At 73.5% G+C, this 24,123-nt stretch carries 25 protein-coding genes; 21 read left to right on the top strand and 4 right to left on the bottom strand.

What is annotated here, in order from left to right; translation table 11 throughout:
• Positions 1-17: 17 nt before the first annotated feature.
• From UQW22_RS08005 to pnuC, 6 genes are all read left to right on the top strand, one after another.
• Positions 18-494: a DUF6325 family protein gene (locus tag UQW22_RS08005; RefSeq protein WP_407320377.1), complete on the top strand. Its 477-nt coding sequence runs from the start codon at positions 18-20 to the stop codon at positions 492-494.
• Positions 495-521: 27 nt separating this feature from the next.
• Positions 522-818 carry an SHOCT domain-containing protein gene (locus UQW22_RS08000; RefSeq protein WP_407320376.1) on the top strand — a complete coding sequence of 99 codons (297 nt, stop codon included), beginning with the start codon at positions 522-524 and terminating at the stop codon, positions 816-818.
• Positions 819-846: 28 nt separating this feature from the next.
• On the top strand, positions 847-1,224 hold the full coding sequence (locus UQW22_RS07995; RefSeq protein ID WP_407320375.1) for an SHOCT domain-containing protein: 378 nt from the start codon (positions 847-849) through the stop codon (positions 1,222-1,224).
• Positions 1,224-2,576: a glutamate decarboxylase gene (locus tag UQW22_RS07990; RefSeq protein WP_407320374.1), complete on the top strand. Its 1,353-nt coding sequence runs from the start codon at positions 1,224-1,226 to the stop codon at positions 2,574-2,576. Before UQW22_RS07995 ends, UQW22_RS07990 begins: the two co-directional genes overlap by 1 nt.
• A gap of 70 nt (positions 2,577-2,646) precedes the next feature.
• Entirely contained in the window at positions 2,647-3,435 is a 789-nt protein-coding gene (locus UQW22_RS07985; protein ID WP_407320373.1) for a TetR family transcriptional regulator, read from the top strand.
• Complete coding sequence (pnuC, locus tag UQW22_RS07980) at positions 3,432-4,127, top strand: nicotinamide riboside transporter PnuC (protein WP_407320750.1); 696 nt, start codon at positions 3,432-3,434, stop codon at positions 4,125-4,127. Before UQW22_RS07985 ends, pnuC begins: the two co-directional genes overlap by 4 nt.
• 20 nt (positions 4,128-4,147) lie before the next feature.
• Here the strand turns inward: pnuC and UQW22_RS07975 are convergent, their stop codons facing one another.
• Positions 4,148-5,452: an ABC transporter substrate-binding protein gene (locus UQW22_RS07975; protein WP_407320372.1), complete on the bottom strand. Its 1,305-nt coding sequence runs from the start codon at positions 5,450-5,452 to the stop codon at positions 4,148-4,150.
• Positions 5,453-5,638: 186 nt separating this feature from the next.
• Positions 5,639-5,926 (bottom strand): hypothetical protein, encoded by a 288-nt coding sequence (locus UQW22_RS07970; RefSeq protein WP_407320371.1) that lies wholly within the window; start codon positions 5,924-5,926, stop codon positions 5,639-5,641.
• A 107-nt stretch (positions 5,927-6,033) separates the two neighbouring features.
• On the opposite strand from UQW22_RS07970, the gene UQW22_RS07965 reads away from it, so the two are divergent.
• From UQW22_RS07965 to UQW22_RS07950, 4 genes are all read left to right on the top strand, one after another.
• Entirely contained in the window at positions 6,034-6,726 is a 693-nt protein-coding gene (locus UQW22_RS07965; protein ID WP_407320370.1) for a GPP34 family phosphoprotein, read from the top strand.
• Positions 6,727-6,773: 47 nt separating this feature from the next.
• Positions 6,774-7,382: a hypothetical protein gene (locus UQW22_RS07960; protein WP_407320369.1), complete on the top strand. Its 609-nt coding sequence runs from the start codon at positions 6,774-6,776 to the stop codon at positions 7,380-7,382.
• Positions 7,379-8,119, top strand: a complete 741-nt coding sequence (locus tag UQW22_RS07955; RefSeq protein WP_407320368.1) for a glycosyltransferase family 2 protein — start codon at positions 7,379-7,381, stop codon at positions 8,117-8,119. The genes UQW22_RS07960 and UQW22_RS07955 overlap by 4 nt, the downstream gene beginning before the upstream one ends.
• A 62-nt stretch (positions 8,120-8,181) precedes the next feature.
• On the top strand, positions 8,182-9,759 hold the full coding sequence (locus UQW22_RS07950) for an NAD-dependent epimerase/dehydratase family protein (protein WP_407320367.1): 1,578 nt from the start codon (positions 8,182-8,184) through the stop codon (positions 9,757-9,759).
• A 139-nt stretch (positions 9,760-9,898) separates the two neighbouring features.
• On the opposite strand, the gene UQW22_RS07945 is transcribed toward UQW22_RS07950, so the two are convergent.
• Positions 9,899-11,152, bottom strand: a complete 1,254-nt coding sequence (locus tag UQW22_RS07945; RefSeq protein ID WP_407320366.1) for an acyl-CoA dehydrogenase family protein — start codon at positions 11,150-11,152, stop codon at positions 9,899-9,901.
• 134 nt (positions 11,153-11,286) lie between these two features.
• On the opposite strand from UQW22_RS07945, the gene UQW22_RS07940 reads away from it, so the two are divergent.
• The 11 genes from UQW22_RS07940 (at position 11,287) to UQW22_RS07890 (ending at position 23,162) form a co-directional block, all read left to right on the top strand.
• Positions 11,287-12,633 carry a hypothetical protein gene (locus UQW22_RS07940; protein WP_407320749.1) on the top strand — a complete coding sequence of 449 codons (1,347 nt, stop codon included), beginning with the start codon at positions 11,287-11,289 and terminating at the stop codon, positions 12,631-12,633.
• A 309-nt stretch (positions 12,634-12,942) separates the two neighbouring features.
• Positions 12,943-14,031 (top strand): acyl-CoA dehydrogenase, encoded by a 1,089-nt coding sequence (locus tag UQW22_RS07935; protein WP_407320365.1) that lies wholly within the window; start codon positions 12,943-12,945, stop codon positions 14,029-14,031.
• Positions 14,028-15,410: a PIG-L family deacetylase gene (locus UQW22_RS07930; RefSeq protein WP_407320364.1), complete on the top strand. Its 1,383-nt coding sequence runs from the start codon at positions 14,028-14,030 to the stop codon at positions 15,408-15,410. The genes UQW22_RS07935 and UQW22_RS07930 overlap by 4 nt, the downstream gene beginning before the upstream one ends.
• Positions 15,407-16,147 carry a glycosyltransferase gene (locus UQW22_RS07925; RefSeq protein WP_407320363.1) on the top strand — a complete coding sequence of 247 codons (741 nt, stop codon included), beginning with the start codon at positions 15,407-15,409 and terminating at the stop codon, positions 16,145-16,147. The genes UQW22_RS07930 and UQW22_RS07925 overlap by 4 nt, the downstream gene beginning before the upstream one ends.
• Before the next feature lie 151 nt (positions 16,148-16,298).
• The gene (locus tag UQW22_RS07920) at positions 16,299-17,423 is read left to right on the top strand and encodes a glycosyltransferase family 4 protein (protein WP_407320362.1); all 1,125 of its coding nucleotides are present in this window, start codon (positions 16,299-16,301) and stop codon (positions 17,421-17,423) included.
• 3 nt (positions 17,424-17,426) lie between these two features.
• Positions 17,427-18,722, top strand: coding sequence for a glycosyltransferase (locus UQW22_RS07915; protein WP_407320361.1), 1,296 nt, complete (start codon positions 17,427-17,429; stop codon positions 18,720-18,722).
• The gene (locus UQW22_RS07910) at positions 18,719-19,534 is read left to right on the top strand and encodes an SGNH/GDSL hydrolase family protein (RefSeq protein WP_407320360.1); all 816 of its coding nucleotides are present in this window, start codon (positions 18,719-18,721) and stop codon (positions 19,532-19,534) included. Before UQW22_RS07915 ends, UQW22_RS07910 begins: the two co-directional genes overlap by 4 nt.
• A gap of 61 nt (positions 19,535-19,595) precedes the next feature.
• Positions 19,596-20,051, top strand: a complete 456-nt coding sequence (locus UQW22_RS07905) for a hypothetical protein (protein WP_407320359.1) — start codon at positions 19,596-19,598, stop codon at positions 20,049-20,051.
• Positions 20,009-21,331, top strand: a complete 1,323-nt coding sequence (locus UQW22_RS07900) for an ABC transporter substrate-binding protein (RefSeq protein ID WP_407320358.1) — start codon at positions 20,009-20,011, stop codon at positions 21,329-21,331. The genes UQW22_RS07905 and UQW22_RS07900 overlap by 43 nt, the downstream gene beginning before the upstream one ends.
• Positions 21,332-21,408: 77 nt before the next feature.
• Positions 21,409-22,305: a carbohydrate ABC transporter permease gene (locus UQW22_RS07895; RefSeq protein ID WP_407320357.1), complete on the top strand. Its 897-nt coding sequence runs from the start codon at positions 21,409-21,411 to the stop codon at positions 22,303-22,305.
• Entirely contained in the window at positions 22,299-23,162 is an 864-nt protein-coding gene (locus UQW22_RS07890) for a carbohydrate ABC transporter permease (protein ID WP_407320356.1), read from the top strand. The genes UQW22_RS07895 and UQW22_RS07890 overlap by 7 nt, the downstream gene beginning before the upstream one ends.
• Before the next feature lie 4 nt (positions 23,163-23,166).
• On the opposite strand, the gene UQW22_RS07885 is transcribed toward UQW22_RS07890, so the two are convergent.
• Entirely contained in the window at positions 23,167-24,030 is an 864-nt protein-coding gene (locus UQW22_RS07885; RefSeq protein WP_407320355.1) for a helix-turn-helix domain-containing protein, read from the bottom strand.
• Positions 24,031-24,123 lie beyond the last annotated feature (93 nt).

Raw genomic sequence — 24,123 nt, 5'->3', positions numbered from 1 at the left:
CCGAAGGGACGGCGACGATGGCAGAGCAGCTGGACGATCGACTCCAGGACGGACGCGACGACCTCGCCGAGAGCGGCCCCGTCGACTACCTCGTCGTGGAGCTCCCGACCGACCGGGCGACGGGAGACGCGGCATTCCCGCACCTCGTCGACCTGGTGGACCGCGGCATCATCCGGATCCTCGACCTCGTGATCGTCAGCCGGGACGCCGACGGATCCGTCGTCGGCATCGGGATGGACGAGCTGGACGACGGTTCCACGAGCCTGGAGGTCTTCGCCGGCGCCCGCTCGGGGCTGCTGGACGAGGACGACCTCGCCGAGGCGGCCGACGTCGTGGCCCCGGGGACGACCGCGGCCGTCCTGGTCTACGAGAACGCGTGGGCCGCGCCCTTCGCGACGGCACTGCGCCGCAACGGCGCCCGGCTCGTGGCGAGCGGGCGCATCCCGGTCCAGGCGCTGCTCGCGTCCCTGGACGCCGACGAGCCGGGCCGCTGACTCCCGACCCCGAGAAAGGACAGCACCGTGCCAGGACTTCTCCGCGGCGTCGCACGCACCGCCGCCATCGCCGGGACGGCCACGGCCGTCTCCAACCGTGTCTCCCGCCGCCAGGCGGGACGGTGGGCGGCGCAGGAAGCGCAGCAGCCCGCACCGACGTCCGCACCGCCTCCGCCGCCTGCCCCCGCGCCAGCTCCGACGGCGTCAGCCCCGACGGCGGACGACCGGATCGCCCAGCTCACCCAGCTCGCCGCACTGCGCGACCAAGGAGTCCTCTCCCCGTCGGAGTTCGAGGCGGAGAAGGCACGCATCCTCGCCGGCTGACTCGTCGGCCCGATCGAAAGGCACGGACATGGACTCGTTCTGGGACTGGTTCTGGCTCCTCACGTGGTGGTTCTTCCTCGTCATGTACCTGGTGATCCTCTTCCAGATCATCGGCGACCTGTTCCGCGACCGTCACCTGAGCGGGTGGTGGAAGGCACTGTGGCTGATCGCTCTCGTCGTCCTGCCGTTCCTGACCGCGCTGGTCTACCTCATCGCGCGCGGGCGGGGGATGGCGCACCGCCACGCGGAGCGCCTGACGAACGCACAGGAGGAGACGGAGGCGTACATCCGCGACGTCGCCGGGACGCCCGCGACCTCGCAGATCGCGGACGCCAAGGCGCTGCTGGACTCCGGTGCCATCGACGAGCGCGAGTTCGCGGCGCTCAAGGCCAAGGCGCTGGCCTGATGGTCAAGCCCACCTACACCCGTGACGCCGTGCGGTCAGCCCTGCCCCGGGACACGATGCCGGACGCCGAGATGGACCCGACGACGGCCTATCAGCTCGTGCACGACGAGGTGATGCTCGACGGCAACTCCCGGCTGAACCTGGCGACGTTCGTCGCGACGTGGATGGGCGACGAGGCAGACCGCCTGTACGCCGAGGTCTACGACAAGAACATGGTCGACAAGGACGAGTACCCCCGGACCGCGGAGATCGAGGAGCGTTGCTGGCGCATCCTCGGGTCGCTGTGGAACGTCCCCGACGTCACCGCGAGCATCGGGACCTCCACCGTCGGGTCGTCCGAGGCGTGCATGCTCGGCGGCCTCGCCCTGAAGCGCCGCTGGCAGGCGTCCCGGCGCGCGGCGGGTCTGTCCACCGAGCGCCCGAACCTCGTCATGAGCTCCGCCGTCCAGGTCTGCTGGGAGAAGTTCTGCAACTACTTCGAGATCGAGGCCCGCTACGTCCCGATCGAGGCCGACCATCCGTGCCTCGACGGGAGCAACGTCACGGCGTACGTCGACGAGAACACGATCGGCGTCGTCGCGATCATGGGGGTGACGTACACGGGGATGTACGAGCCCGTGCAGGAGATCTCGGCCGCCCTCGACGCGCTGCAGGCCCGCACGGGGCTGGACGTCCCGATCCACGTCGACGGTGCCTCCGGCGCGATGATCGCGCCGTTCCTCCAGCCCGACGTCGAGTGGGACTTCCGGCTGCCACGCGTGCACTCGATCAGCACGTCGGGACACAAGTACGGCCTCGTCTACCCCGGCGTCGGCTGGGTCGTGTGGCGCACCCTCGACGCGCTTCCCGAGGAGCTGGTCTTCCGGGTGAGCTACCTCGGCGGCGACATGCCGACCCTCGCCCTGAACTTCTCCCGGCCCGGCGCCCAGGTGCTCCTGCAGTACTACCAGTTCCTCCGGCTCGGGAGAGAGGGCTACACGGCCATCCAGCAGGAGTCCCAGGACATCGCGAAGCTGCTGGCGCACGGCATCGCGGACATCGGGGCCTTCGACCTGTGGAACGACGGGTCGGACATCCCCGTCTTCGCGTGGCAGCTCAAGGCCGGCCACACCGAGAACTGGAACCTCTACCACCTCTCGGACCGGCTCCGGATGAAGGGCTGGCTCATCCCCGCCTACCCGATGCCCGACGACCTCGCGGACCTGACGGTCCAGCGGATCGTGGTGCGCAACGGCATCAGCCGTGGCCTTGCCGACGACCTCCTGGCGGACATCCGCACGGAGACCGAGTGGCTCGACGGCCTGAGCTCTCCCATGCCGTCGGAGGGGCAGCGGTCCGGCTTCCACCACTGAGGCCGGGGAGACACCGTCCCGCACGGACGTCGCGCGCGGTGCGGGCTCGTCCCGGAGTAGCCTCCTGCCCATGACTGCCGTCCGGACGCACACCCACGCCCAGGCCGTCGACGCCGCGATCGACCTGTTCTCCCGGCAGGGCTACGAGCAGACGACCGTCGAGGAGATCGCCGACGCCGCGCAGGTCAGCCGCGCCACCTTCTTCCGCCGCTTCCGGTCGAAGGAGGACGTGGTCTTCGCCGACCACGAGCTGCTGCTGGAGGAGGTGGTCGTCATGCTGGCCGCTACCCGACCCGAGGCCCGCGACAGCGTCGAGGCGGGCGCCCGGGAGACCGTCTGGAACCCGGCCGTCGACCCGTACCTGGAGGTCTGCCGCGCCGCCCGGCTGGTGTTCGACCACCACGTGGGCCAGCGCGAGACGTCCCTGGCGCGGCACCGGCTGCTGCAGGAGGTGCCCGCGCTGCGGGACCGCGAGCTCGTCACCACGCACCGCTACGAGCGCGCGTTCACCGCGTACCTGCGGGACACGCTGCCCGCGGACCGGTCGTCGACGACCATGTCGATCGCGTTCGCGGCGTCGGTCGTCGCCGTCCACAACGCGGTGCTGCGCCGCTGGCTGCGCAACCCCTACCTCGACCTGCGCCCCGACCTGGAGGAGGCGTTCGCCGAGCTGCGCCGCGCGGCCTGGGCACCGGGGGCCGACGGCGCAGGGTCCGACGGCGATCCACCGGACGATCCGTCCGCTGCGGCGTCGTCGGGGGGCGCCGCCGGGTCGAACCGCCGGGTCGTCGTGGCCGTCCTGGACCAGGACGCCGACGCCGACGACATCGCGCGGGCCGTGCGCGACGTGCTGGCCTGACGATGATCGACTGGCTCTTCACCGCGACATTCACCGTCGGCGCCGAGCAGATCCTGTGGCGCGAGGTGATCGGCAACGCCTTCGGGCTGGCGTCGGCGCTCGGCGGGATGCGGCGCAAGGTGTGGGCGTGGCCCGTGGGGATCGTCGGGAACCTGCTGCTGTTCACCGTGTTCCTCGGCTCGCTGTTCGGCGACGCCGGCCGCGTGGACATGCTGGGCCAGGCGGGCCGGCAGGTCATGTTCATCGCCGTGTCGGTGTACGGGTGGATGCGGTGGCGCGAGACACGCCGTCAGGACCTGGAGGTCCGCGCGGACGGCAAGGTGCCGTCGTCGGGCGGCGAGGGAGTGCACCCGCGGTGGGCGACGTGGCCGCAGCGCGCGTTCCTCGTCGTCGCGCTGGTGGGCGGGACGCTCGCGCTCACCCCGCTGTTCACGGCGCTCGGGTCCTACAAGCCGGTGTGGGCGGACGCCTGGATCTTCATGGGCTCGCTGCTCGCGACGTATGGCATGGCGCGCGGCTGGGTGGAGTTCTGGCTGATCTGGGTGGCTGTGGACGTGGTCGGGGTGCCGCTGCTGTGGAGCGCCGGCTACTTCGCGACGTCGCTGATGTACGTCTTCTACGGCGCGTTCACCCTGGTCGGCTTCTTCGTGTGGTGGCGCGTGAACCGCCGCGAGCAGGTGGCCACGATCTGATCGCCCGGTGTGAACTCCGGTCAGAGGGTCTCGTCCATCGCGTCGGCGAAGCCGCGCGCGGTCAGCTCCCCGGTGAAGACGCGGTGCAGGTTGTCCAGCAGGGGGCCGGACTGGTCGGCGGGGAGCGCCTGGTCCCACGAGAGCTGGAAGTGCGGCGCCGACGCGACCATGTCGTGGACGAAGCGCAGGTAGTCCTCGCTCTCCAGGCCGTCGAGCCGGCGGTCGAGCTTGCGCACCGGCGGGACGGTCCGCACGACGAGGAACCGCTCGACCTCTCGTTCCGCGTACGTCTGCTCCACGAGGAAGTCGATCGCGACCTGCTGCGCCTCGGGGCTGGCGGCGGCGGACACGGACCAGACGTTGGCGGGGTTGCCGACCACGTTGTCGGGGTCGCCCGTCCCGCCGTCGACGACGGGGAACGGGGCGAACCCGAGCCCGTCGCGGGCGACCAGCGCGGGGTCCGACTCGAGGAAGTCGGGGTAGACCCAGGCCCCCTGCAGGACGAACGCCGCGTTGCCGGTCGCCACGAGCGACACGTCGCCCGACCCGTCCGCGACGGTCTCGGTGAAGTACTCGCCGAAGGCGCCCGCGTCCACGAGCTCGCGGATCAGGCGCAGCGCCTCGAGGATCGCGGGGTCGGACCACGCGCCGGGCTCGCCGTCGACGACCCGTTGGAAGACCTCCGGGCCGCCGATCCGGTCGGTGAGGTACTGGAGGTACATGAGCTCGGGCCACCGGCTGCCTCCCGCGAGCGCGATGGGCAGCACGCCGGCCTCCTCCAGCACGGGCACGGCCGCGAGCAGGTCGTCGTAGGTCTCGGGCGGCTCGACGCCGGCCGCCTCCAGCACCTCGGCGTTGTGGTAGAGCACCACGGGCTGGGTCTGGTTGTTCGGCACGGCGTAGGTGCGTCCGTCGACCTCACCGTTCGCGGCGACGGCGGGCAGCACCCTGTCGAGCACGGGCTCGACGGCGTCGGTGAGGTCCACGACGGCGTCGTCGGCCACCAGCCGGTCGAGGTCGCTGCCCGCCCAGCCCAGGATGAGGGTGGGCGGGTCGCCGGCGTCGAGAGCCTCGCCGATCCGCGCCTTGTAGGCGTCGTTCTCGAGCCACGACACGGTGATCTCCTCGCCGGGGTGCTCACGGTTCCACTGGTCGAACGCTCCTTCGAGGACGACGTCGCTGCCCCCGGAGAGCGCCCAGGCGGTGGCCGCGGCGGCCGGCTGGTCGCTCGTGGCCGGCCCCTGGTCGGCCCCGTCGGCGCACGCCGCGAGCAGCAGGCGCGCTCCTGTCACCCCTGCCAGGACCTCCGCGTACCGTCGCCTCATCGCCTGCACCCCTCCACGCCGTCGTGTCGCGCACCGGGTGGCCTCGTCGTCGAAACCGTTTTCTCTCCCGGTGGGTCGAACCCTAGAGCAGGCCGCCCACCACCGGTCAAGAGGCCGGGACGTTTCGACAGCGCTCTCGTCGCGTTTCGAAACCCGCGGGAAGCGCTGCCTGGTGACCGCGCCGGACTACCTCGGGGCGGCTTCGGACGCCTCGACGCCGGCCGCCTCGCCCGTCCGCGGGGGTTCGGCGTCGCGCCGGGACCGGAAGATCTCGACGGTCATGCCGACGACGGCGCCCGTGAACAGCGCGACCGCGAGCGTCGACGTGCCGCCGACGAGGACCATGGCGGAGACGAGTGCGAGCAGGGCGAGGCGCGAACGGACCCGTGCCCGCCGGAGGTGCTCGTGTGCCGAGGCGCTGCCGAGCACGGCACCGACGACTGCGGCCAGGACGATCGCTGCGAACCCCTCCATCACATGATGAGCGTGCCAGCCCATCGCGCGGCCCGTCCACCGCGGGACGGACCTCGCTCCCCCGCGCGACGGATCCGGCCGCGCCCGTCCCCGGGCAGGATCAGAGCATGATCATCGCCGAAGAGCTGCTGCTCCTCACCTACGACGACACCACCGGCAAGCCGGACCCGGCCGTCGGCAACCTCGACTACCGGGTCGCAGGCGCCCTGCTGGTCGAGCTGGCGCTCGCCGGCCGGGTGGAGGTCCTCGGGGCGGACACGGCCGCGCCAGACGGCTCCCGGCTGCGACGAGGCACCGTCGTCGTACGCGACCCGTACCCCACCGGGCATCCGGCGCTCGACCAGGCGCTCGCCGTCGTCGGGCAGCGGCCACGCAAGCCGAAGGACCTGATCGGGCCGCTGTCCAAGGGGACGCGCGAACCGTTGCTGGCCGGGCTCGCGGACCGAGGCGTCCTGCAGCGCGAGGAGCGCCGTGTGCTCAGGATCTTCCCCACCACCGCATGGCCCGCCACCGACTCCTCCCACGAGCTGAGGCTGCGTGCCGAGTGCGAGGCCGTGCTGCTCGGCGCGCAGGCGCCGCGTCCGGCGACGGCCGCACTGCTGTCGGTGCTGCACGGCACCGGACTGGTCAAGAAGCTCGTGCCCCCGGGCCGCGGCAAGGCCGCCGTGCAGCGCGCGGACGTCCTGGCCCAGCAGTCGTGGGCGAACGCGGCGGTGAAGAAGGCCGTCGACGAGGTCAACGCGGCAGTGCTGGTCGCCGTCATGGTGCCGGCGGTCAGCGCGGCGACGACCTCGACCTGAGCACCCGTCGACGGGTGAGCAGCACGGCTCCCGCCTACCGTGTTCGCGTGACCTCGACCTCGGGCCCCGCCCACCGACCACCGGCCCGGCGCGCGGCAGCGGACGGCCCGGCAGTGGGCGGTCCGGCACGGGGCGTCCCGGGCGACCTGCTGCGGGTAGCCGCCCTGGCGAGCGTGGTCCTGGCCGGCATCCGGGCCGGCTGGCTCGGTGTCGCACTGTTCCTGCTCGTGCTCGGCGGCACGATGGTCCCTCGCGCCGTCGGGACGCGCACCGCCCTGGACGTGACGTACTGCGGCGCGCTCCTCGCGGCGGCCTGGTGTGCCCAGCTCGGGGTCTACGAGAAGGTGACCTGGCTCGACCTCGTGGTGCACGCCGCGACGACGGGCGCCATCGCCACGGTCGCCCACCAGGTGCTCGCCCGCGGCGGGCTGGTGGCGCCCGCACGGCACGCCGGTGCCTCCGCCGCCCTGTCGATCATCGGGCTGGGGTCGCTCGTCGCCGTGGTCTGGGAGCTCCTGGAGTGGGTGGGGCACACCTTCGTCGACGGCGACATCTTCGTCACGTACACCGACACCCTCGGTGACCTCGCCGCGGCGCTGGTCGGCAGCGCCGTCGCAGCGGCCGTGGTCGCGCGTGACGCCGAGAGCGCCCGATGAGCGGGGCGCCCGAGGTGCGGCCGACCGTGTCCGTCGTGATCCCCGCCCGCGACGACGCGGACGAGCTCGACCGGTGCCTGGCCCTGCTCGCCGCCCAGTCGGTGGCACCGCTCGAGGTGGTCGTGGTCGACAACGCCTCGCAGGACACGACGGCGCAGGTCGCCCGTCGGTGGGGTGCCGTGGTGGTGCACGAGCCGCACCGCGGCATCCCCGCGGCGGCTGCCACCGGGTACGACGCCGCCCGCGGCGACGTCATCGGGCGCCTCGACGCGGACTCCCGTCCCGGGCCGGACTGGGTGCGCTCGATCGCCGCGTCGATGGCCGCCGTCCCGGCGCCGGACGCCGTCACGGGGTCCGGCACGTTCACCGACCTGCGGTACGGCGGGCGGCTCGCCTGCTCGGTCTACCTCGGGGCGTACTACGCCCTGACCCGGCTGGCGCTCGGGCACACCGCCCTGTGGGGATCGAGCATGGCGCTGCGGCGCAGCGTGTGGCAGGAGGTGCGCGCGACGGTGGAACGGGTGGACCCGGACGTGCACGACGACATGGACCTCGCCTTCGCGCTCGGGCCGCACCGCCGGATCGTGCGCGAGCGCGCGCTGCACGTCGGTGTCTCCGCCCGGTCGCTGCGTGCGGGACGACGCCGTCGGCTGCTGCGGGCGTGGAACACGCTGCGGGCCAACTGGGCCACGGCGCCGCCCTGGGACCGCTGGCGGGAGCGGTTGCGGAGCTCCTGAGCGCCACCGGGCACCGCCGTCGGACGCCGTGCGTCCACCGGGGTTCGATGCCACGGTGAACCATGCGCGTCGTCGTCGTGGGACAGTCCGGGAACGTGGGGACCGCCGTGCTGCGTGCCCTGCGAGCAGCCGAGCAGGTCGACTCCGTCCTGGGGGTGGCCCGGCGCCTGCCGGACCGGACCGCCGACCCCTACCGCGACGCCGAGTGGGCGGCCCTCGACCTCTCGGACCCCGACGAGGAGAGCGTCGTGGACGGGCTGACCACCCTCTTCCGCGGTGCCGACGCCGTCGTGCACCTCGCGTGGCTCATCCAGCCGAACCGTGACCGGGACCTGCTGCGGCGGACAAACGTCGACGGGACCGCTCGGGTGACCCGCGCCGTCGTGCGCGCCGGGGTACCGCACCTCGTGGTCGCCTCCTCCGTGGGCGCGTACTCGACGGTCGACGACGACGAGCCCCGCCGCGAGGACTGGCCGGCGACCGGCATCCCGACGTCGCACTACAGCGTCGACAAGGCCGCGCAGGAGCGGGTGCTGGACGAGCTCGAGCGGGACCACCCCGAGGTGACCGTCGCTCGCCTGCGCACCGCCCTGGTGTTCCAGGGCGACGCCGGGCACGAGATCGTGCGCTACTTCGTGGGCAACCTCGTCCCCGTGAGCCTGCTGCACGACCACCGGCTGCCCCTGGTGCCGCTGCCGGCCGGCGTGCGCGCCCAGGCCGTGCACGCCGACGACGCCGCCGACGCCTACGTCCGGGTCGTGCAGCAGCGCGCCGCCGGTGCGTTCAACGTCGCCGCCCACGACCTGCTGCGCGGGCCAGATCTGGCCGCCGTCCTCGACCACGGACGTGCGGTCGAGCTGCCGCCACGGGTCGTGCGCGCGGCCCTCGCCGCCGCGTACGCCGCCCACGCCGTGCCGACCGACCCGGGATGGGTCGACATGGCCATGGGCGTGCCGGTCATGGACACCACGCGCGCGACGACGGAGCTCGGCTGGGAGCCCCGGCACAGCGCCGCCCAGGCGCTCGAGGAGGTCGTGGCCGGGATGGCCGAGGGCCGCGGGCTCGGCTCCGCGCCGCTGCGCCCGAGCCCGCGCCTCGCCGTCGGACCGTCGCCCCTGCCGCCTGCCGAACGCGACGCCGCCGTCCCGCCGGACGTCGACCGCGAGCTGTTCGGGCTCTACCTGTCCGACCACCTCACCGGAGCGACCGCCGGCCTCGACCGCATCGAGCGCATGGTGGAGAGCTATCGCGACACCCCGTTCCACGCCGACCTGGCCGAGCTGGCCGAGCAGGTCCGCGGCGAACGACAGCTCTACCGCACGCTGCTCGCCACCCTGGGGATCCGTCGTCGTCGCTACCGGCAGATGCTCGCCGCGGTCGTGGAGCGCGCCGGGCGCCTCAAGCTCAACGGGCGGGTCCTGCAGACCTCGCCGCTGACGCCGCTGCTCGAGGTCGAGCTCATGCGGTCCGCGGTCCTGGGCAAGCTGGGTGGCTGGCGGACCCTGGAGGAGTACGCCGACGACGTCGGGCTCGACCCGGCGCGGTTCGCCGCGCTGGCCGAGGTGGCCCAGCGGCAGCTCGCCCTGCTCGACCGGCTCCACGAACAGACCCGTGAGCGCGCCTTCCGTCGCACACCCTGAGCACGACGGAGCGCCGCCCCGGATCCCTCGGGGCGGCGCTCGCCGCTGGTGCACCGCGCCGTCGGCTGGTGGACGACGACGGTGATGCACACGACCGGCGTCGACCCACGCCGGGAGCTGGGGGTGCCGCTGCGACGTCTCAGGCGAAGGAGGAGATGCCGGTGATGTCACGGCCCACGATGAGCGCGTTCATCGACTCGGTGCCCTCGTAGGTGTGCAGCGCCTCGATGTCGGCGAAGTGCCGTGCCACGCGGTTGGCGAGCAGGATGCCGTTGCCGCCGAGCATGTCGCGGGCGACGGAGGCCACCTCGCGCGCCCCGCGGGTGCACGTGTACTTGGCGAGCGACGCCTGCGCACCGGTGAGCAGGCCGGCGTCGGCGAGCTCGGTGAGGCGCCCCACCAAGAGCTGCATCTGCGTGACGGTGGAGAGCATCCGGGTCAGGCGCTCCTGCACCATCTGCTTCGCGGCGAGCGGCTTGCCGAACTGGACCCGCTGCTTCGCGTACTGCACGGCCGCCTCGTAGCAGGCCACGGCGTGCCCGACGGCGGACCACGCCACGGCGAGGCGCGTCGCGAAGAGCACAGCGGCGGTCGCCTTGAACGACGTGGCGCCGGGCAGCGCGGCGTCGGCCCGGACGAACACGCCGTCGAGCTCGATGTGCGCCTGCCAGATCGCCCGCAGCGCCATCTTGCCCTCGATGGTGGTGCCGGTGTAGCCGGGGGCGTCCTGCGGCACGAGGAACCCGTGCACCTGCCCGTTGCGCTCGCCAGCCTCCGGGTCGTCGAGCCGGGCCCACACCACGGTGATGTCACCGCAGGAGCCGAACCCGATCCACTTCTTCTCGCCGTCGATGACGTAGCCCTCCACACCGTCACGCGTCTCCTTGCGTGCGGTGGTCTCCAGGGAGACGGAGTCGGAGCCGTGCGTGGGCTCGGTGAGGGCGAACGCGCCGAGGATCTCGCCACGCGCCATCGGCTCGGCGTACCGCTCGACCTGCTCGGGCGAGCCGTGCATGACGATGGAGCGCAGCGCGAGGCCGCCCTGGACGCCGCAGATGGTCGCGACCGACCCGTCACCGCGCGACATCTCCATGCTCGCGAGGCCCTCGGCCATGAAGGAGACCTTCGGGCGGCCGGGCACGTCGACGCCGTCGCGCAGAAAGTCGTGCTCGCCGAGCTTCTTGACCAGGTCGAACGGCACCTCGGCCCGCTCCCAGTAACCGTCGATGACGGGCAGCACCTCGTCCTGGACGAACTGCCGCACGGCGAGCTGGTGCTCGCGCTCGGCCGGCGCGACGTCGGCGAACGCCTGGGCGTAGTCGACGTCCGACGGCTGGGAGAGGTCGTAGTCGGGCGCGGTGACGCCGGGCAGGACGGGGGCGGTGCGGGACATGCGGTGCTCACTTTCCACGGGGGCGACCGCGCCGCCGCAGAGGCTGGGGACGACGGCGTCGGTCTGCCTCCATGGTGCTCCGCGACGCAGTCTCAGTCAAGCGATACGCAGTATCAGGCGTGGCGTCTGGCACGATGTGGCGCGTGCCTGCCGACCCGCCCGCCGACGCGCGCGACACGCCGCCGCCGTCGACGACCAGCGACCGTGGCGGCAGCCTCCTGCAGTCGCCCTGGCTGCTGACCCTCGCCTTCGTCGTCGTGCACGCCCGCCTGGTGCACGAGGCGATCACCTGGCAGAACACGATCTTCGGCGACGTCACGCTGTACGAGTGGTGGGCCCGGTACGGGCTCGACACCGGGCAGTGGCCCGTCCTGGACTACGACTGGGTCTACCCCGCCGGCGCCCTCGCACCCGTGGTCGCTCCCTCGCTCGTCACCGACGACCTGCTCGGCTACGAGATCCTGTGGACGGCGATGATCGTCGCGCTCAACGCGGTCGCGACGGTCCTGCTGGTGCGCTCGACGCCCCGCGGTGTCCTCGGCGCCTGGTGGTGGCTGCTCTTCCTGCTGGCCCTCGGCCCCATCTTCCTCGGCCGGCTCGACGGCGTCGTCGCGCCCATGATCCTCGTCGCCCTGGTCCTGGCCCGACGGCACCCGCGCCTCGCCGTCGCGGTCGCCACCGCCGGGGCATGGGTCAAGATCGCGCCCGGCGCCGTCGTCGTCGCGATCGCCGCGACCCGCCGCAGCCTGGGCGACCTGCTGCGCGCCGTCGTCGTCCCCGGCGCGATCGTCTCCGTCGTCGCCGTCGGGCTGGCGCTGGCCGGCGGCGCCGGGACGCGCGCCCTCAGCGTGTTCGGCGAGCAGGGCGACCGCACCCTCCAGGCCGAGTCCGTGGCCGGCACCTGGTTCTCCGTGGCGCGGCTATGGGACCCGAGCATCGCCATCGACTACAACGACGTGATCTTCACCTACGAGTTCCAGGGCACGGCCGCGGCCGCCGTCGCCGACGCCCTCGACTGGGTGCTGCCGCTGGTCGTCGTGGCGCTGGCCGTGCTGACGCTGTGGGCCGCCCGGCGCCATCCCGAGCACGCGCACGAGCTGCTGCTGCTCTCGGCCGCCACGCAGCTCGTGGCGCTCGTCGTGTTCAACAAGGTCGGCTCGCCGCAGTTCGTCGCCTGGCTCGGCCCTCCCGTCGCGGTCGCCCTCGCGACGCTCCCGGCCGGTCGCGCGCTGCGCTGGTGGTGGCCGCCCGCGCTGGGCATGGTGCTCGTCGGCTACGCGACCTATCTCGTCTACCCCGTCGCCTACGGCCCGTTCCTCGGGGGCGAGACCTGGATGATCGCCGTCGAGGCGCTGCGCAACCTCGCCCTGGTGGCGATCATGGCCGGGGGTGTCTGGCGGATCGCCCGGCTCGGGGCAAGTTCGCCTCGGGCGACCAGCAGCGAGACCGCCTCCGGAGTGAGACCGCGGTCGCCGAAATAGGCCTCGACGAACCTGGCTGGACCGCCTGGTGCTCGCCGTCGCAGGAACGCGGATGGTCGATGACCAGGGGGAGCGCGGAGTCGTCGGTGATGGAGCTGCTCTGCTGCCCGCTCAGTGATGCTCGACTCTCCCGGCAGCCCGGCGCTGCCGCCGCGCCCCGCCCTGAGCGCGAGGAGCACGTCCTGGCACAGCACGCACGGGGAGCCCGTCGTGCAGCGTCCGTCGTCCGGACCTCGCCGCCCGCGGTTGCGTGCACGGGCACCCGCCCTGAACCTGAGGCGTCCGACCACCGACCCCGGGAGGTTCCCGTTGCCAGGTCCTGCCGCACCGCGGCCCGTCAGCCTCCGCCCCGCCGACGGGCTGCCTCCGCAGGACGGCCCGCCGCTGCTCGACGCCGAGGACCTGGCCCACGCCGCCCGCCATGCCACCGCCGTCGTCCCGCTGCTCGACTGGGCCGCGCGCACCGCCCCACGCCTGCCCCTTCCCGGAGACGGCCGCACCGTCGAGCTGTGGTCCGCGCTGGCCTCGGTCGCGGCCGCGGACGTCGGTGCCGCCCGCGTCCTCGAACCGCACCTCGACGCCGTCGCCGTCCTCGCGCAGGTTCCGGGTGGCGTGGACCTCGGGGCGTTGGGCGCCGGCACCTCCGCCACGTGGGGCGTCTTCGCTGCGGAAGGGCCCGACGTCCGGCTCGTGGCGGAGCCCACCGGGTCCGGGGCGACCGGGTGGACACTGACCGGCACCAAGCCGTGGTGCTCGCTCGCCACCCACCTCAGCCATGCGCTCGTCACCGCGTGGGTCGGCGACGAGCGTCGCCTGTTCGCCGTGGGCCTGCGCTCCGACGACGTCGAGCCGGACGGCGGGCCGTGGGTGGCCCGCGGCCTGGCACAGGTCGTCAGCTCGCCCGTGCACTTCGCCGGTGCCCCGGCGGTCCCCGTCGGGGCACCGGGCTGGTACCTCGACCGCCCGGGCTTCGCCTGGGGCGGGATCGGCGTCGCCGCCTGCTGGTGGGGCGGTGCCGTCGGGCTGGCACGGACGCTGTTCGAGACCCTGCGGCACCGCCGGCCCGACCCGCTCGCCCAGTCGCACCTCGGCGCCGTCGACGTCGCGCTCGGCGGTTCGCGTGCCGCGCTCGCGGAGGCGGCCGCCCAGGTGGACGCCGGTGTCGAGGGTGAGGCGTCCGCGCTCCTGGCGCGGCGGGTGCGTACCGTCGTCGCCGACGCGGTCGAGACGGTGCAGCGGCGCTGCGCCCGTGCCCTCGGCCCGGGCCCGCTCACCACCGACGAGACGTTCGCGCGACGGGTGGCCGACCTGGGCCTGTACGTGCGCCAGCACCACGGCGAGCGGGACGAGGCCTCGCAGGGCCGGGCCCTGCTCGCCGGGGAGGGGCAGCCGTGGTGACCTTCGACCACCGCGACCCGGGCACCTCGGAGGACGCGTGGGTCCGGGCCGGGATCCTCGAGCGGACGGAGCCGCTGCACCTGCCACCGGTCGACGCGCTGGTGGTGGTCGCCGCCCATCCCGACGACGAGTCCTTCGGCGCGGCCGGTCTGATCCGCCGGCTCGCGAGCGGCGGTGTGCCTACCACGGTGGTCGTGGCGACGGACGGCGAGGCCTCGCACGAGCGGGGCACCGTGCCGACCGACGAGCTGCGCGCCGTCCGGCGCCGCGAGGTGGTCACCGCCCTGGCCGCGCTGTCCGGCACGGCCCGGCTCGTCCTGCTGGGCCTGCCCGACGGCGGGCTGCGGGAGCGCCGCCGCGAGCTCGCGGCGGCGCTCGACGCCGTGATCGACGTCGCCCTCGGCACCGCCGACGGCGGGCGGGTCGCGCTGGCCGCACCCTGGCGGGGCGACGGTCACCGTGACCACCGCATCGCCGGCGAGGTGGCTGCCGACCTCGCGTCCCGGCGCGGCGCGGTGCTGGTCGAGTACCCCGTCTGGTGGTGGCACTGGGGAGACCCCGAGGACGCCTCGGGACCCTGGGACCGCCTGCGCGCCCTGGCACTGACGGCCGAGGAGTCCGCGGCGAAGTCCAAGGCCCTGGCGGCCCATGCGAGCCAGGTCCAGCCGTTCGCACCCGGCGTCCCCCCGGTGCTCGGGTCCGAGATGCTGCGGCACGCCGCCCGGTCCGTCGAGGTGTTCGTGACCGCGGGCACCGAGGCCCCGCTGCGGGCCGACCCCACGACGTCGCTCGGCCGTGACTTCTTCGACCGCTTCTACACGGGCCGGGACGACCCGTGGGGATTCGAGTCGCGCTGGTACGAGGAGCGCAAGCGTGCGTTGCTGCTCGCCGCGCTGCCGCGGCAACGGTTCCGCGCGGGCCTCGAGCTCGGGTGCTCGACCGGCGTGCTCACCGCCGACCTGGCCGCACGCTGCGACCGCCTCGTCGGCGTCGACGTCGCCGACGCGCCGCTCGACGCCGCCCGCCGGCGCCTCGGCGAGGCCGTCGAGCTCGCCCGGCTCGACACCCCGGACGAGTGGCCTGCCGGCGCGTTCGACCTCGTGGTGCTCTCGGAGGTGCTCTACTACTACGGCTCCGACGACCTCGACCGCGCGCTCGACCGGGTGGTGGGGTCGCTCGCCCCGGACGGAGCGGTCGTCGCGTGCCACTGGCGCCACGACGTGCCCGAGTACCCGCTGAGCGGGGACGAGGTCCATGCCCGGCTCCGGGACCGCGACGAGCTGACCGTCCTGGCGCGGCACGAGGAGGAAGACTTCCTGCTGGAGGTGCACGTGCCCGGCCCGGCGACGTCGGTGGCCCGCGCCACGGGGCTGCTGTGAGCGGCGGCGGGCGTCCCGCCCTCGGCGCCGTCCACGTCGTCGTGCCGGTGCACGACGAGGAGGAGCTGCTCGGCATGTGCCTGGGCGCGCTGCAGCGCGCCGTCGCCCGGCTGCGCCGCACCTGCCCCGACCTCCGGGTCCAGACCGTGGTCGTCCTGGACGGTTGTACGGACGGCAGTGCCGCCGTCGCCCACGGCTCCGGCCTGGCGGTGGTGACGACTCCCGCGTCGGGCGTGGGAGCGGCCCGGCACGCCGGCGTCGAGGCGGCCCGCCGGCGGGCGGCGGCCGCCGGGCGCCCCGTCGATCCGCTCGCTACCTGGCTGGCCTGCACGGACGCCGACTCGGAGGTTCCCGAGCACTGGCTCGTCCGGCAGGTCGACCTCGCCCGGGCAGGGGCCGACGTCGTGGTCGGTACCGTCCGTCCCCGCCTCGACGAGCTCTCCCCCGACCGGGCCGCCGCCTGGCTCGCCACGCACGACCCCCACAGCGCCAACGGCCACGTGCACGGCGCGAACCTCGGTGTGCGCCTGTCCACCTACCTCGCGGCGGGCGGGTTCGCCCCCGTGCAGGAGCACGAGGACGTCGGGCTGGTGCTCCAGGCGCGACGGTCGGGTGCGCACGTCGTCGCGGACGCCGGTTGCGAGGTCCTCACCTCCGCGCGCCTCGTCGGGCGGACGCCGGGTGGATACGCCCGGCACCTGCGGGAGGACCTCGTCACGGCCGACCAGCGCACCTGAGGCCCGCCGCACCGGGCAGCACCCTCCTGGACGCTGCGTCGCCCGGTCCGCGTAGTTCCGCCTCAACGTTTCCCCGCCGTTCGGGACATCGACCCCGACACGTCGCCCCCCGCACGCCCACCGGTCACCCTGGGCCGTGACAGTGCGGAGCGTGAGGGTAGCGATCGTCGCAGAGTCCTTCCTCCCGCAGGTCAACGGGGTCACGAACTCCGTGCTGCGGGTCCTCGAACACCTCCAGCGGTGCGGGCACGAGGCCCTGGTCCTCGCCCCCGACTCCGACGAGGCCGACGTCCCCCCGTTCGTGCACGGCGCTCCCGTCGTCGAGATCCCCTCCGTGGGGCTGCCCGGGTACGCCGACGTGCGCGTCGTCGTCGGGCAGCGCGCCCGCATCGAGCGCACGCTCGCGGCGTTCGGTCCCGACGTCGTCCACCTCGCTTCGCCGTTCACGCTCGGCTGGCGCGGGATGCAGGCCGCCGAGGCGCTCGGCGTGCCGACCGTCGCCGTCTACCAGACCGAGGTGCCCGGCTACGCCGCCCGGTACGGCATGCGGCACCTGGAGCCGCTGCTGTGGCGACGGGTGCGCAACCTCCACGAGCGCGCCTCGGTGACCCTGGCGCCGTCGACGCCCACCATCGACCACCTGCGCGCCCGGGGCGTCCCCCGCCTGCACCGCTGGGGGCGCGGCGTGGACACCGTGCAGTTCCGGCCCGCGGCCCGCGACGAAGCCTGGCGGCGCGAGGTCGGCGCCGGCCGACCGCTGCTCGTCGGGTACGTCGGTCGGCTCGCTGCCGAGAAGCAGGTCGAGGCCCTGCGCGTCCTGTCCGGGCGCGAGGACGTCCGGCTCGTCGTCGTCGGCGAGGGGCCCGAGCGCGCGCTGCTCGAGGAGCTGCTGCCCGACGCGCACTTCACCGGGCTGCTGCGGGGCGAGGAGCTGGCGCGAGCGATGGCGAGCCTCGACGTGTTCGTCCACCCGGGCGAGCTGGAGACGTTCGGCCAGACGCTGCAGGAGGCGAACGCCTCCGGGGTGCCCGTCGTCGCGCCGGCCGCGGGCGGGCCGATCGACGTCGTCGCGCACTCGCACACCGGCTGGCTGTACCCGCCGGGCGACCACGCCGCGATGCGGGCCCACGTCGACGACCTGCTGGGCGACGCCCGCAAACGGCGGGCGTTCGGCAGCGCCGCCCGCGAACGCGCCCTCGGGCGAACCTGGGCGAAGATCTGCCACGACCTCGTCCAGCACTACGAGAGCGTCATCCGGATCGCCACGGAGGTGTGAGCCGTGCGGATCGTGCACGTCGCCAACGCGTACGCCCCGCGGTCGGGCGGGATCCGCACCGCGATGCACGCCCTGTCGCACGAGTACCTCGCCCGCGGCCACGAGCCGGTGCTGGTGGTGCCGGGTCCGACGGCGGCGGTGCGGTGGGTCGGCGACGTCCGGGTGGTGCAGGTGGCCGCGCCGCGCGTACCCGGCGTGGCCGGCTACCGGATGGTGGTGCGGCCCGGCGCCGTGCGCTCCGTGCTGGACGCGCTGGCCCCGGACCGGCTGGAGGTCTCCGACCGCGCCTCCCTCACCGGCCTCGGCCTGTGGGCGCGCGAGGCCGAGGTGCCCTCGCTGCTCATGCTGCACGAGCGTCTCGACGGCGTGCTGTCGGCGTTCTGGCCCGGGGCGGGCAGCGGGGCGCGCCCGGGCGGCGTCGGGCACCGGCTGGCACCGGTGGTGGCGGACCGGTGGAACCTCACGACGCTCGGCCGGTTCGACCGGCTGGTCGCCACGACGCAGTTCGCCGCCGGGGAGGTGGAGCGCCTCGCCGGGCGACGCGCCGGACGCTCCGCGGCGGCCGACGGCGGCACGCGGCCCGGGCGGGCGGGCACGGCGACGCTGCCCCCGCTGCACCGGGTACCGCTGGGCGTCGACCTCGACCGGTTCAGCCCGGACCGGTTCGACGCCGCGCTGCGGCGACAGGTGGCTCCGCACGGCGAGGCGGTCGTGCTGGTGATGAGCCGGCTGTCCCGGGAGAAGCGTGTCGACCTCGCCGTCGAGGCCGTGGGGCGCCTGGCCGCCGACGGTGTGCCGGTGCGGCTGGTGGTGGCCGGCAGCGGGCCGCGGCTCGCCGGCCTGCGGGAACGTGCCGAGCGGCTCGGCGTGCCGCACCGGTTCCTCGGGTTCGTGCCCGACCGCGACCAGGTGGCCGCACTGCTGGCGAGCGCCGACGTCGTCGTCGCCCCCGGGCCGATCGAGACGTTCGGGCTGGCGGCGCTGGAGGCGCTCGCCTCCGGGACGCCGGTGGTGTGCTCGGCGACGAGCGCGCTGCCCGAGGTGGTCGCGACGGCCGGCGCGAGCGCTGCCCCCGAGCCGGCCGCCCTCGCCGTGGCGATCCGCGACGTGCTCACCCGGCCGGCGGGGCACCGGCGGACAGTGGCTCGCGCGCGGGCCGAGCTGTTCCCCTGGTCGGCCACGGGTTCGGCGATGCTGGCCCTCCACGCCACCCCGCCGTCCGTTGTGGGTATGAAATCTCCAGCTCTGGACCGGCCCCGACCGGTAGATTTCATGCCCACAGCGGGGGGTGCGTGGTGAGCGGGCCCGCCGTCGTCGCGCTCGGCGACTCGATCACCGCGGGTGTCGGCGACGCCGTCGGACCCGACGCCGAACACGGCCCCGGCTGGGCGGCGCACCTCGCGCTGCTGGCGAGGACGGACCGGTTCGAGAACCTGGCGCGCAACGGGGCTCGCACCCGGACCGTCGTCGAGGAGCAGCTCGACCTCGCCCTGACGGCACGGGCCGACCTCGCGACGCTCGTGATCGGCGGCAACGACGCGCTGCGCAGCGACTTCGCCCCCGCGGACGTCGCCCGGCGGCTCACCACCTGCGTCGGCGCCCTGCGAGGCCAGGGCGCCGCCGTCGTCCTCGCGACCCTGCCGCCCATCGGCCTGTTCGAGCTGTGCGGAGGCCGGGTCCGCCGGGTCATGCGGGCACGGATCGATGCCGTCAACGCCGTCGTCCGCACCGTGGCGGCGAGCCACGGGCCCGGCGTCGTGGTGTTCGACGTCGCCGCGGCCGTGCAGCCCCTCGGGCACGGTGCCTGGTACGTCGACCGGGTGCATCCCTCTCCCCTGGGCCACCGACACCTCGCGGTGACCGCCGGCCGTGCGCTGCACGTGGCCCTGCCCGAGCTCTCGCGGCTGCCCGCTCCGCCGCCCCCGCCACCGGCGTGGGAGCGGGCCGCGTGGCTCGCCGTCGCCGGCGTCCCGTGGGCGCTGCGCCGAGGCCGCGACTTCCTGCCCGGGCTGGTGCGCGCGGTCGTCGACGACCTGCGGGGCTCCGGCGTCGGGCGGCTCGACCTGGAGCTGTCGCAGGTCGACGCCGAGCCGCTGGCGCGGGCCACGTAGCCCGAGAGGCCGCCGCGAGCCGCACCCCGACCCCCACCGGACGCTCCTCGAGGAGCGCGACGTGACGGCCGCCTGGCACGCGGCGGAGGCCAGCTGTTCCGCGCAGGTGCTCGGCCCGCACTTCGAGCACCTCGCCCGCGTCTGGGCCGCACGGTTCTCCGGCGACCGGTGGGGAACACCCGTCGGCGAGGTCGGCCCGGCCGTCGTCAACGACAGCAAGGGTCGCTCCCAGCACGAGCTGGACGTCGTCGCGCTCCCGCGCGGGCGACGGCGCCACGACGGCAAGGCGCCGATCGTCGTGATCGGCGAGGCGAAGGCGACGACCAAGCGGCGAGAGCCTGGGGGCGATGCAGAGCGTCCGATCATCCAGGTGACGCGTCGCATCACCCATGTACCGGCGCGCCGGGACATACATATCGTCGGGCCTGCACCACCTCTGACGAAGGTGTCCCGCCTGCACGCAAAGGAGCTTGTATGTCCATCTATGCCGCGCGCCGCGCGAGGTTCACCACGCTGATCGCCGGTGGGGCCGCAGCCGCCGTGACGCTGGTCGGGTGCTCCGCCGGGTCCGACGGCGGGAGTGCCGACGAGCCCGTCGACCTCACCTTCCAGTCCTGGGTACCGAACATCGACCAGGCCGTCGACGCTTTCAACGCCTCGCACGACGACATCCAGGTGACCCTCGAGACCATCACCGCCGGACCCGACGGCGGGTACGCGAAGATGCTCTCCGCCGTGCAGGCCGGCGACCCCGCCGACGTCGTCCAGCTCGGCTACGACGCGATCCCCGACTTCCTGGTCAACGACGCGCTCGAGGACATCACCGACCACGTCGCGCACGCCGAGGACACGTTCGTGCCCTGGCAGTGGCAGTCCGGCGTCTTCGGCGACCGCGTCTACGCCGTGCCCCAGGCCTCCGGTCCGCTCGGGCAGTTCTACCGGCAGGACATCTTCGAGGACCTCGGGATCGAGTACCCCGAGACGTGGGAGGAGTACTACGAGGCGGCCAAGGTCATCCGCGAGTCGGACCCCGACCGCTACATCACGGCCTTCGCGTTCAACCAGGCGCCGTGGCTCATCGGTCTGTCGCAGCAGGGCGGTGCCGAGTGGTTCACCGCGGAGGACGACGCCTGGACGGTGTCGATCGACGACGAGACGACGCTGACCGTCGCCGAGTTCTGGCAGAAGCTCATCGACGAGGACCTGGTCAAGGTCGAGGCGGACTTCTCCAACGAGTGGAACGCGGACCTCCAGAACGGCAACATCGTCACGTGGATCTCCGGGTCGTGGGCCGACGCGATCCTGCGCGGGACGGCACCTGACACGGCGGGGAACTGGGCCGTCGGTGCGGTGCCGCAGTGGTCCGCCGGCGAGGACGTCTCGGCGACGTGGGCGGGCGGATCGGCCAGCGCCGTGCTGAAGGGGTCGGAGCACCCGGAGGCCGCCGCGGAGTTCGCCCTCTGGCTGAACTCCGACCCGGAGAGCGTCGACATCCTCACCAACGTCGGCGCCGGCTGGCCGGCCGTCGCCGACACCAGCGAGATCGCGTCCCTCCAGGACGACCCGGAGGTGTTCGCGTTCTACGGCGGCCAGGACATCTGGGACGTCTTCGCGGAGTCCGACGCCGCGGTGGACACGTCGTGGACGTGGCCGCCGCTCTCGTCGACGCTCTTCGCCTCGCTCACGGACAACGTCAAGAACGCCGTGGACACGGGCACGCCGCTCGTCGACGCCTACCGACAGACGCAGACCGACATGGTGGCAGCGCTCGAGGAGCGCGGCATCTCGGTCAACTGACGCCACGCGGCGGGGACCGGGGCCGGACGCTCCGGTCCCCGCCGTCGGGAAGGGCCCTCGTGACTACCACCTCGCCTGTGCGACGTCGACCGCAGCGCCGGCCCGCCCTCTGGGTGCTCCTGCTGCCGTTCGTCGTCATGTTCCTGCTGTTCTTCGTCGCGCCGATCGTCTACGCGATCGTCCAGAGCCTGCTGTCGACGCGCAGCTCCGGGCTCGGGCTCGGCGCCCCCGAGACCACGTTCGTCCTTCTCGACAACTACGGGCGTGCACTGACCGACCCGGACTTCGTCGCCAGCCTCGGGCGCCTCCTCGCGTTCGCGGCGATCGAGGTGCCGCTCATGGTCGTCACCGCCCTCGGGCTCGCGCTGCTCCTGGACAGCGGACGCGCCCGAGCACCGCGCTTCTTCCGCGTGCTGGCGTTCGCGCCGTACGGCGTGCCCGGCGTGATCGCCACGCTGCTGTGGGGGTTCCTCTACATCCCGGCGACCAGCCCGGTCCTGCAGGTGCTCGCGAGCGTCGGCCTCGACGTCCAGCCGCTCGCCAGCGGCAACGTCCTGTTCGCGATAGCCAACATCGCGCTCTGGGGCTTCGCGGGATACAACATGGTCATCCTCATGGCCGCGCTCGACGCCATCCCCGCGGAGCTCGGCGAGGCGGCCCGCATGGACGGGGCCTCGATGTGGGCCATCACCTGGCACATCAAGCTGCCGCTCGTGCGCCCCTCTGTGATCCTCGTGACCGTCTTCACGATCATCGGCACGCTCCAGCTCTTCGTCGAGCCGCTCGTGCTGCAACCGCTGACGACGGCGATCAGCTCGACCTACACGCCGAACCTCGCGGCGTACAACCAGGCGTTCTCGCAGGGCAACCCCAACCTCGCCGCCGCGATGGCCGTGATCGTCGCGGTGCTCGGGTTCATGTTCTCCTTCGGTTTTCTTCGCCTCGTCAACAGGAAGGGGAACCGCGCATGGTGACCGCCCCGCGCCGATCGACCCCCACGGTCAGCACCCTGGCGGTCAACGGCGCCCTCGTCGTGGCCGCCGTCTACTTCCTCCTGCCGCTCGTATGGGTCCTGGTGGCCGCCACGAAGTCCCCCGGCGACCTGTTCTCCACGTTCGGGCTGTGGTTCTCCGACGGCCCCCAGGCGTGGTCGAACCTGGTCGGGCTCTTCACGGAGAGCGACGGCATCTTCTCCCGGTGGGTCGTCAACAGCATCGTCTACTCCGGGTTCGGCGCACTGGTGGCGACGATCATCTCGGCGGCGTGCGGCTACGCGATCGCGAAGTTCCTCTTCCCCGCCCGCGAGATGCTCTTCTCCCTGATCCTGGGAGGCGTCCTCGTCCCCGCCACCGTGATCGCGCTGCCGCTGTACTTCCTGCTCAACAGCGTCGGGCTCACCGGCACCTACTGGGCCGTCCTGCTGCCGAGCATGGTGAGCCCGTTCGGCGTCTACCTGGCCCGCATCCACGCGAACGCCAGCGTGCCCGACGAGGTGGTCGAGGCCGCACGGCTCGACGGCGCCGGCGACCTGCGCATCTTCGCCGCGATCGCCACCCGCATGATGAGCCCGGCGCTGGTCACCATCTTCCTGTTCCAGTTCGTCACGATCTGGAACAACTACCTCCTGCCCCTCGTGATGCTCAACGACACCCAGACCTTCCCCGTGACCCTGGGGCTGACCCTGTGGAACTCGCAGACCCAGCGAGACCCGATGTTCTACCAGCTCGTGGTCACGGGGTCGGCGGTGTCGGCGGTCCTCCTGGTGGTCCTGATGATCGCCCTGCAGCGGTTCTGGCGAGCCGATCTGACGTCGGGCGCGTCGAAGGGCTGACGCCTCACCCCTTGCGCGTCTCGCGATATCCCCGCGGGCTCACGCCGTGCATCCTGCGGAACTGGCGCGAGAAGTAGAACGGGTCGTCCATGCCGACCTGCCGGCCGACATCGGCGACCGGCAGGTCGGTGGTGTCCAGGAGGACCCGTGCCCGCGCCATCTTCAGCGCGGTGTGGTGCGCGAGCACCCCTCCCCCGGTCGCCTCCCGGAACAACGAGGCCAGGTGCGAGGGGGAGATCCCCACCATCGCGGCGAGCTCGGGAACCTGGATGCGCCCGTCGATCCGCTCCTCCAGGTACCGCATCGCCCGCTGCAGGGGCGTGCCCTGCTCGGCCAGCGTCCGGTCGACGGCCAGCTGCGTGAGCAGGCGCCAGGCGATGCCCGCGGTCGTGAGCAGGCGTGCCGGCGTCGTGTCGCGTGCGAGGGTGACGGCGATCTCGTCCAGGAGCGCGGTGACGGTCTCGACCGCGCGCAACGAGACCACGGGGGCATCGGGGCGCGCACCGATGGCCCCGACCAGCTCCGGCACATCGGTGCCGCGCACATGACACCACCAGATCGTCCAGGGATCGTCGGGCGACGCACCGTAGGCATGCGGCGAGCCGCCGGGCAGGACGATCGCCGTCGACGTCCCGACCCGGGTCCGCACGCCGCCCGACTCGACCCAGCCGGACCCGGCCACGCACACGATGACGATCGTCTCCGGCGCCCCCTGGGGGCGATGCCGGCCGTGGTCCCGGGCCCGCGGGAAGTACCCGGCGTCCGTCACCAGCATGCGGCGCGTCCCGGGGCGCGCCAGTGCGGCGTCGACCAGTGGCCTCGGCACGACGCTCAGGCGTTGGTGCTCGAACCCGTCCGCTTTCTCCATGCCGGCATGATGCCACGGGTCCATCAGCGAAACGTCCAGGCCTCCTGGTTGATCCACCATGGTTCCCGCTGCCCGGGCACCGTAGGTTCGTCG

Source organism: Isoptericola halotolerans, assembly GCF_045689585.1.
Taxonomy (GTDB): Bacteria; Actinomycetota; Actinomycetes; order Actinomycetales; family Cellulomonadaceae; genus Isoptericola; species Isoptericola halotolerans_B.
The sequence above is the reverse complement of the archived record's forward strand: the minus strand, read 5'-3'. Positions and strand labels throughout refer to the sequence as shown.

What these genes read in the sequence shown, in the direction of transcription:
- UQW22_RS07945 (WP_407320366.1), bottom strand. Translation starts at nt 11,152, where the DNA reads ATGTCCCGCACCGCCCCCGTCCTGCCCGGCGTCACCGCGCCCGACTAC.
- UQW22_RS07955 (WP_407320368.1), top strand. Translation starts at nt 7,379, where the DNA reads ATGAGCGGGGCGCCCGAGGTGCGGCCGACCGTGTCCGTCGTGATCCCC.
- UQW22_RS08005 (WP_407320377.1), top strand. Translation starts at nt 18, where the DNA reads ATGGCAGAGCAGCTGGACGATCGACTCCAGGACGGACGCGACGACCTC.
- UQW22_RS07975 (WP_407320372.1), bottom strand. Translation starts at nt 5,452, where the DNA reads ATGAGGCGACGGTACGCGGAGGTCCTGGCAGGGGTGACAGGAGCGCGC.
- UQW22_RS07885 (WP_407320355.1), bottom strand. Translation starts at nt 24,030, where the DNA reads ATGGAGAAAGCGGACGGGTTCGAGCACCAACGCCTGAGCGTCGTGCCG.
- UQW22_RS07900 (WP_407320358.1), top strand. Translation starts at nt 20,009, where the DNA reads ATGTCCATCTATGCCGCGCGCCGCGCGAGGTTCACCACGCTGATCGCC.
- UQW22_RS07995 (WP_407320375.1), top strand. Translation starts at nt 847, where the DNA reads ATGGACTCGTTCTGGGACTGGTTCTGGCTCCTCACGTGGTGGTTCTTC.
- UQW22_RS07890 (WP_407320356.1), top strand. Translation starts at nt 22,299, where the DNA reads ATGGTGACCGCCCCGCGCCGATCGACCCCCACGGTCAGCACCCTGGCG.
- UQW22_RS07950 (WP_407320367.1), top strand. Translation starts at nt 8,182, where the DNA reads ATGCGCGTCGTCGTCGTGGGACAGTCCGGGAACGTGGGGACCGCCGTG.
- UQW22_RS07965 (WP_407320370.1), top strand. Translation starts at nt 6,034, where the DNA reads ATGATCATCGCCGAAGAGCTGCTGCTCCTCACCTACGACGACACCACC.
- UQW22_RS07970 (WP_407320371.1), bottom strand. Translation starts at nt 5,926, where the DNA reads ATGGAGGGGTTCGCAGCGATCGTCCTGGCCGCAGTCGTCGGTGCCGTG.
- UQW22_RS07940 (WP_407320749.1), top strand. Translation starts at nt 11,287, where the DNA reads ATGTGGCGCGTGCCTGCCGACCCGCCCGCCGACGCGCGCGACACGCCG.
- UQW22_RS07985 (WP_407320373.1), top strand. Translation starts at nt 2,647, where the DNA reads ATGACTGCCGTCCGGACGCACACCCACGCCCAGGCCGTCGACGCCGCG.
- UQW22_RS07990 (WP_407320374.1), top strand. Translation starts at nt 1,224, where the DNA reads ATGGTCAAGCCCACCTACACCCGTGACGCCGTGCGGTCAGCCCTGCCC.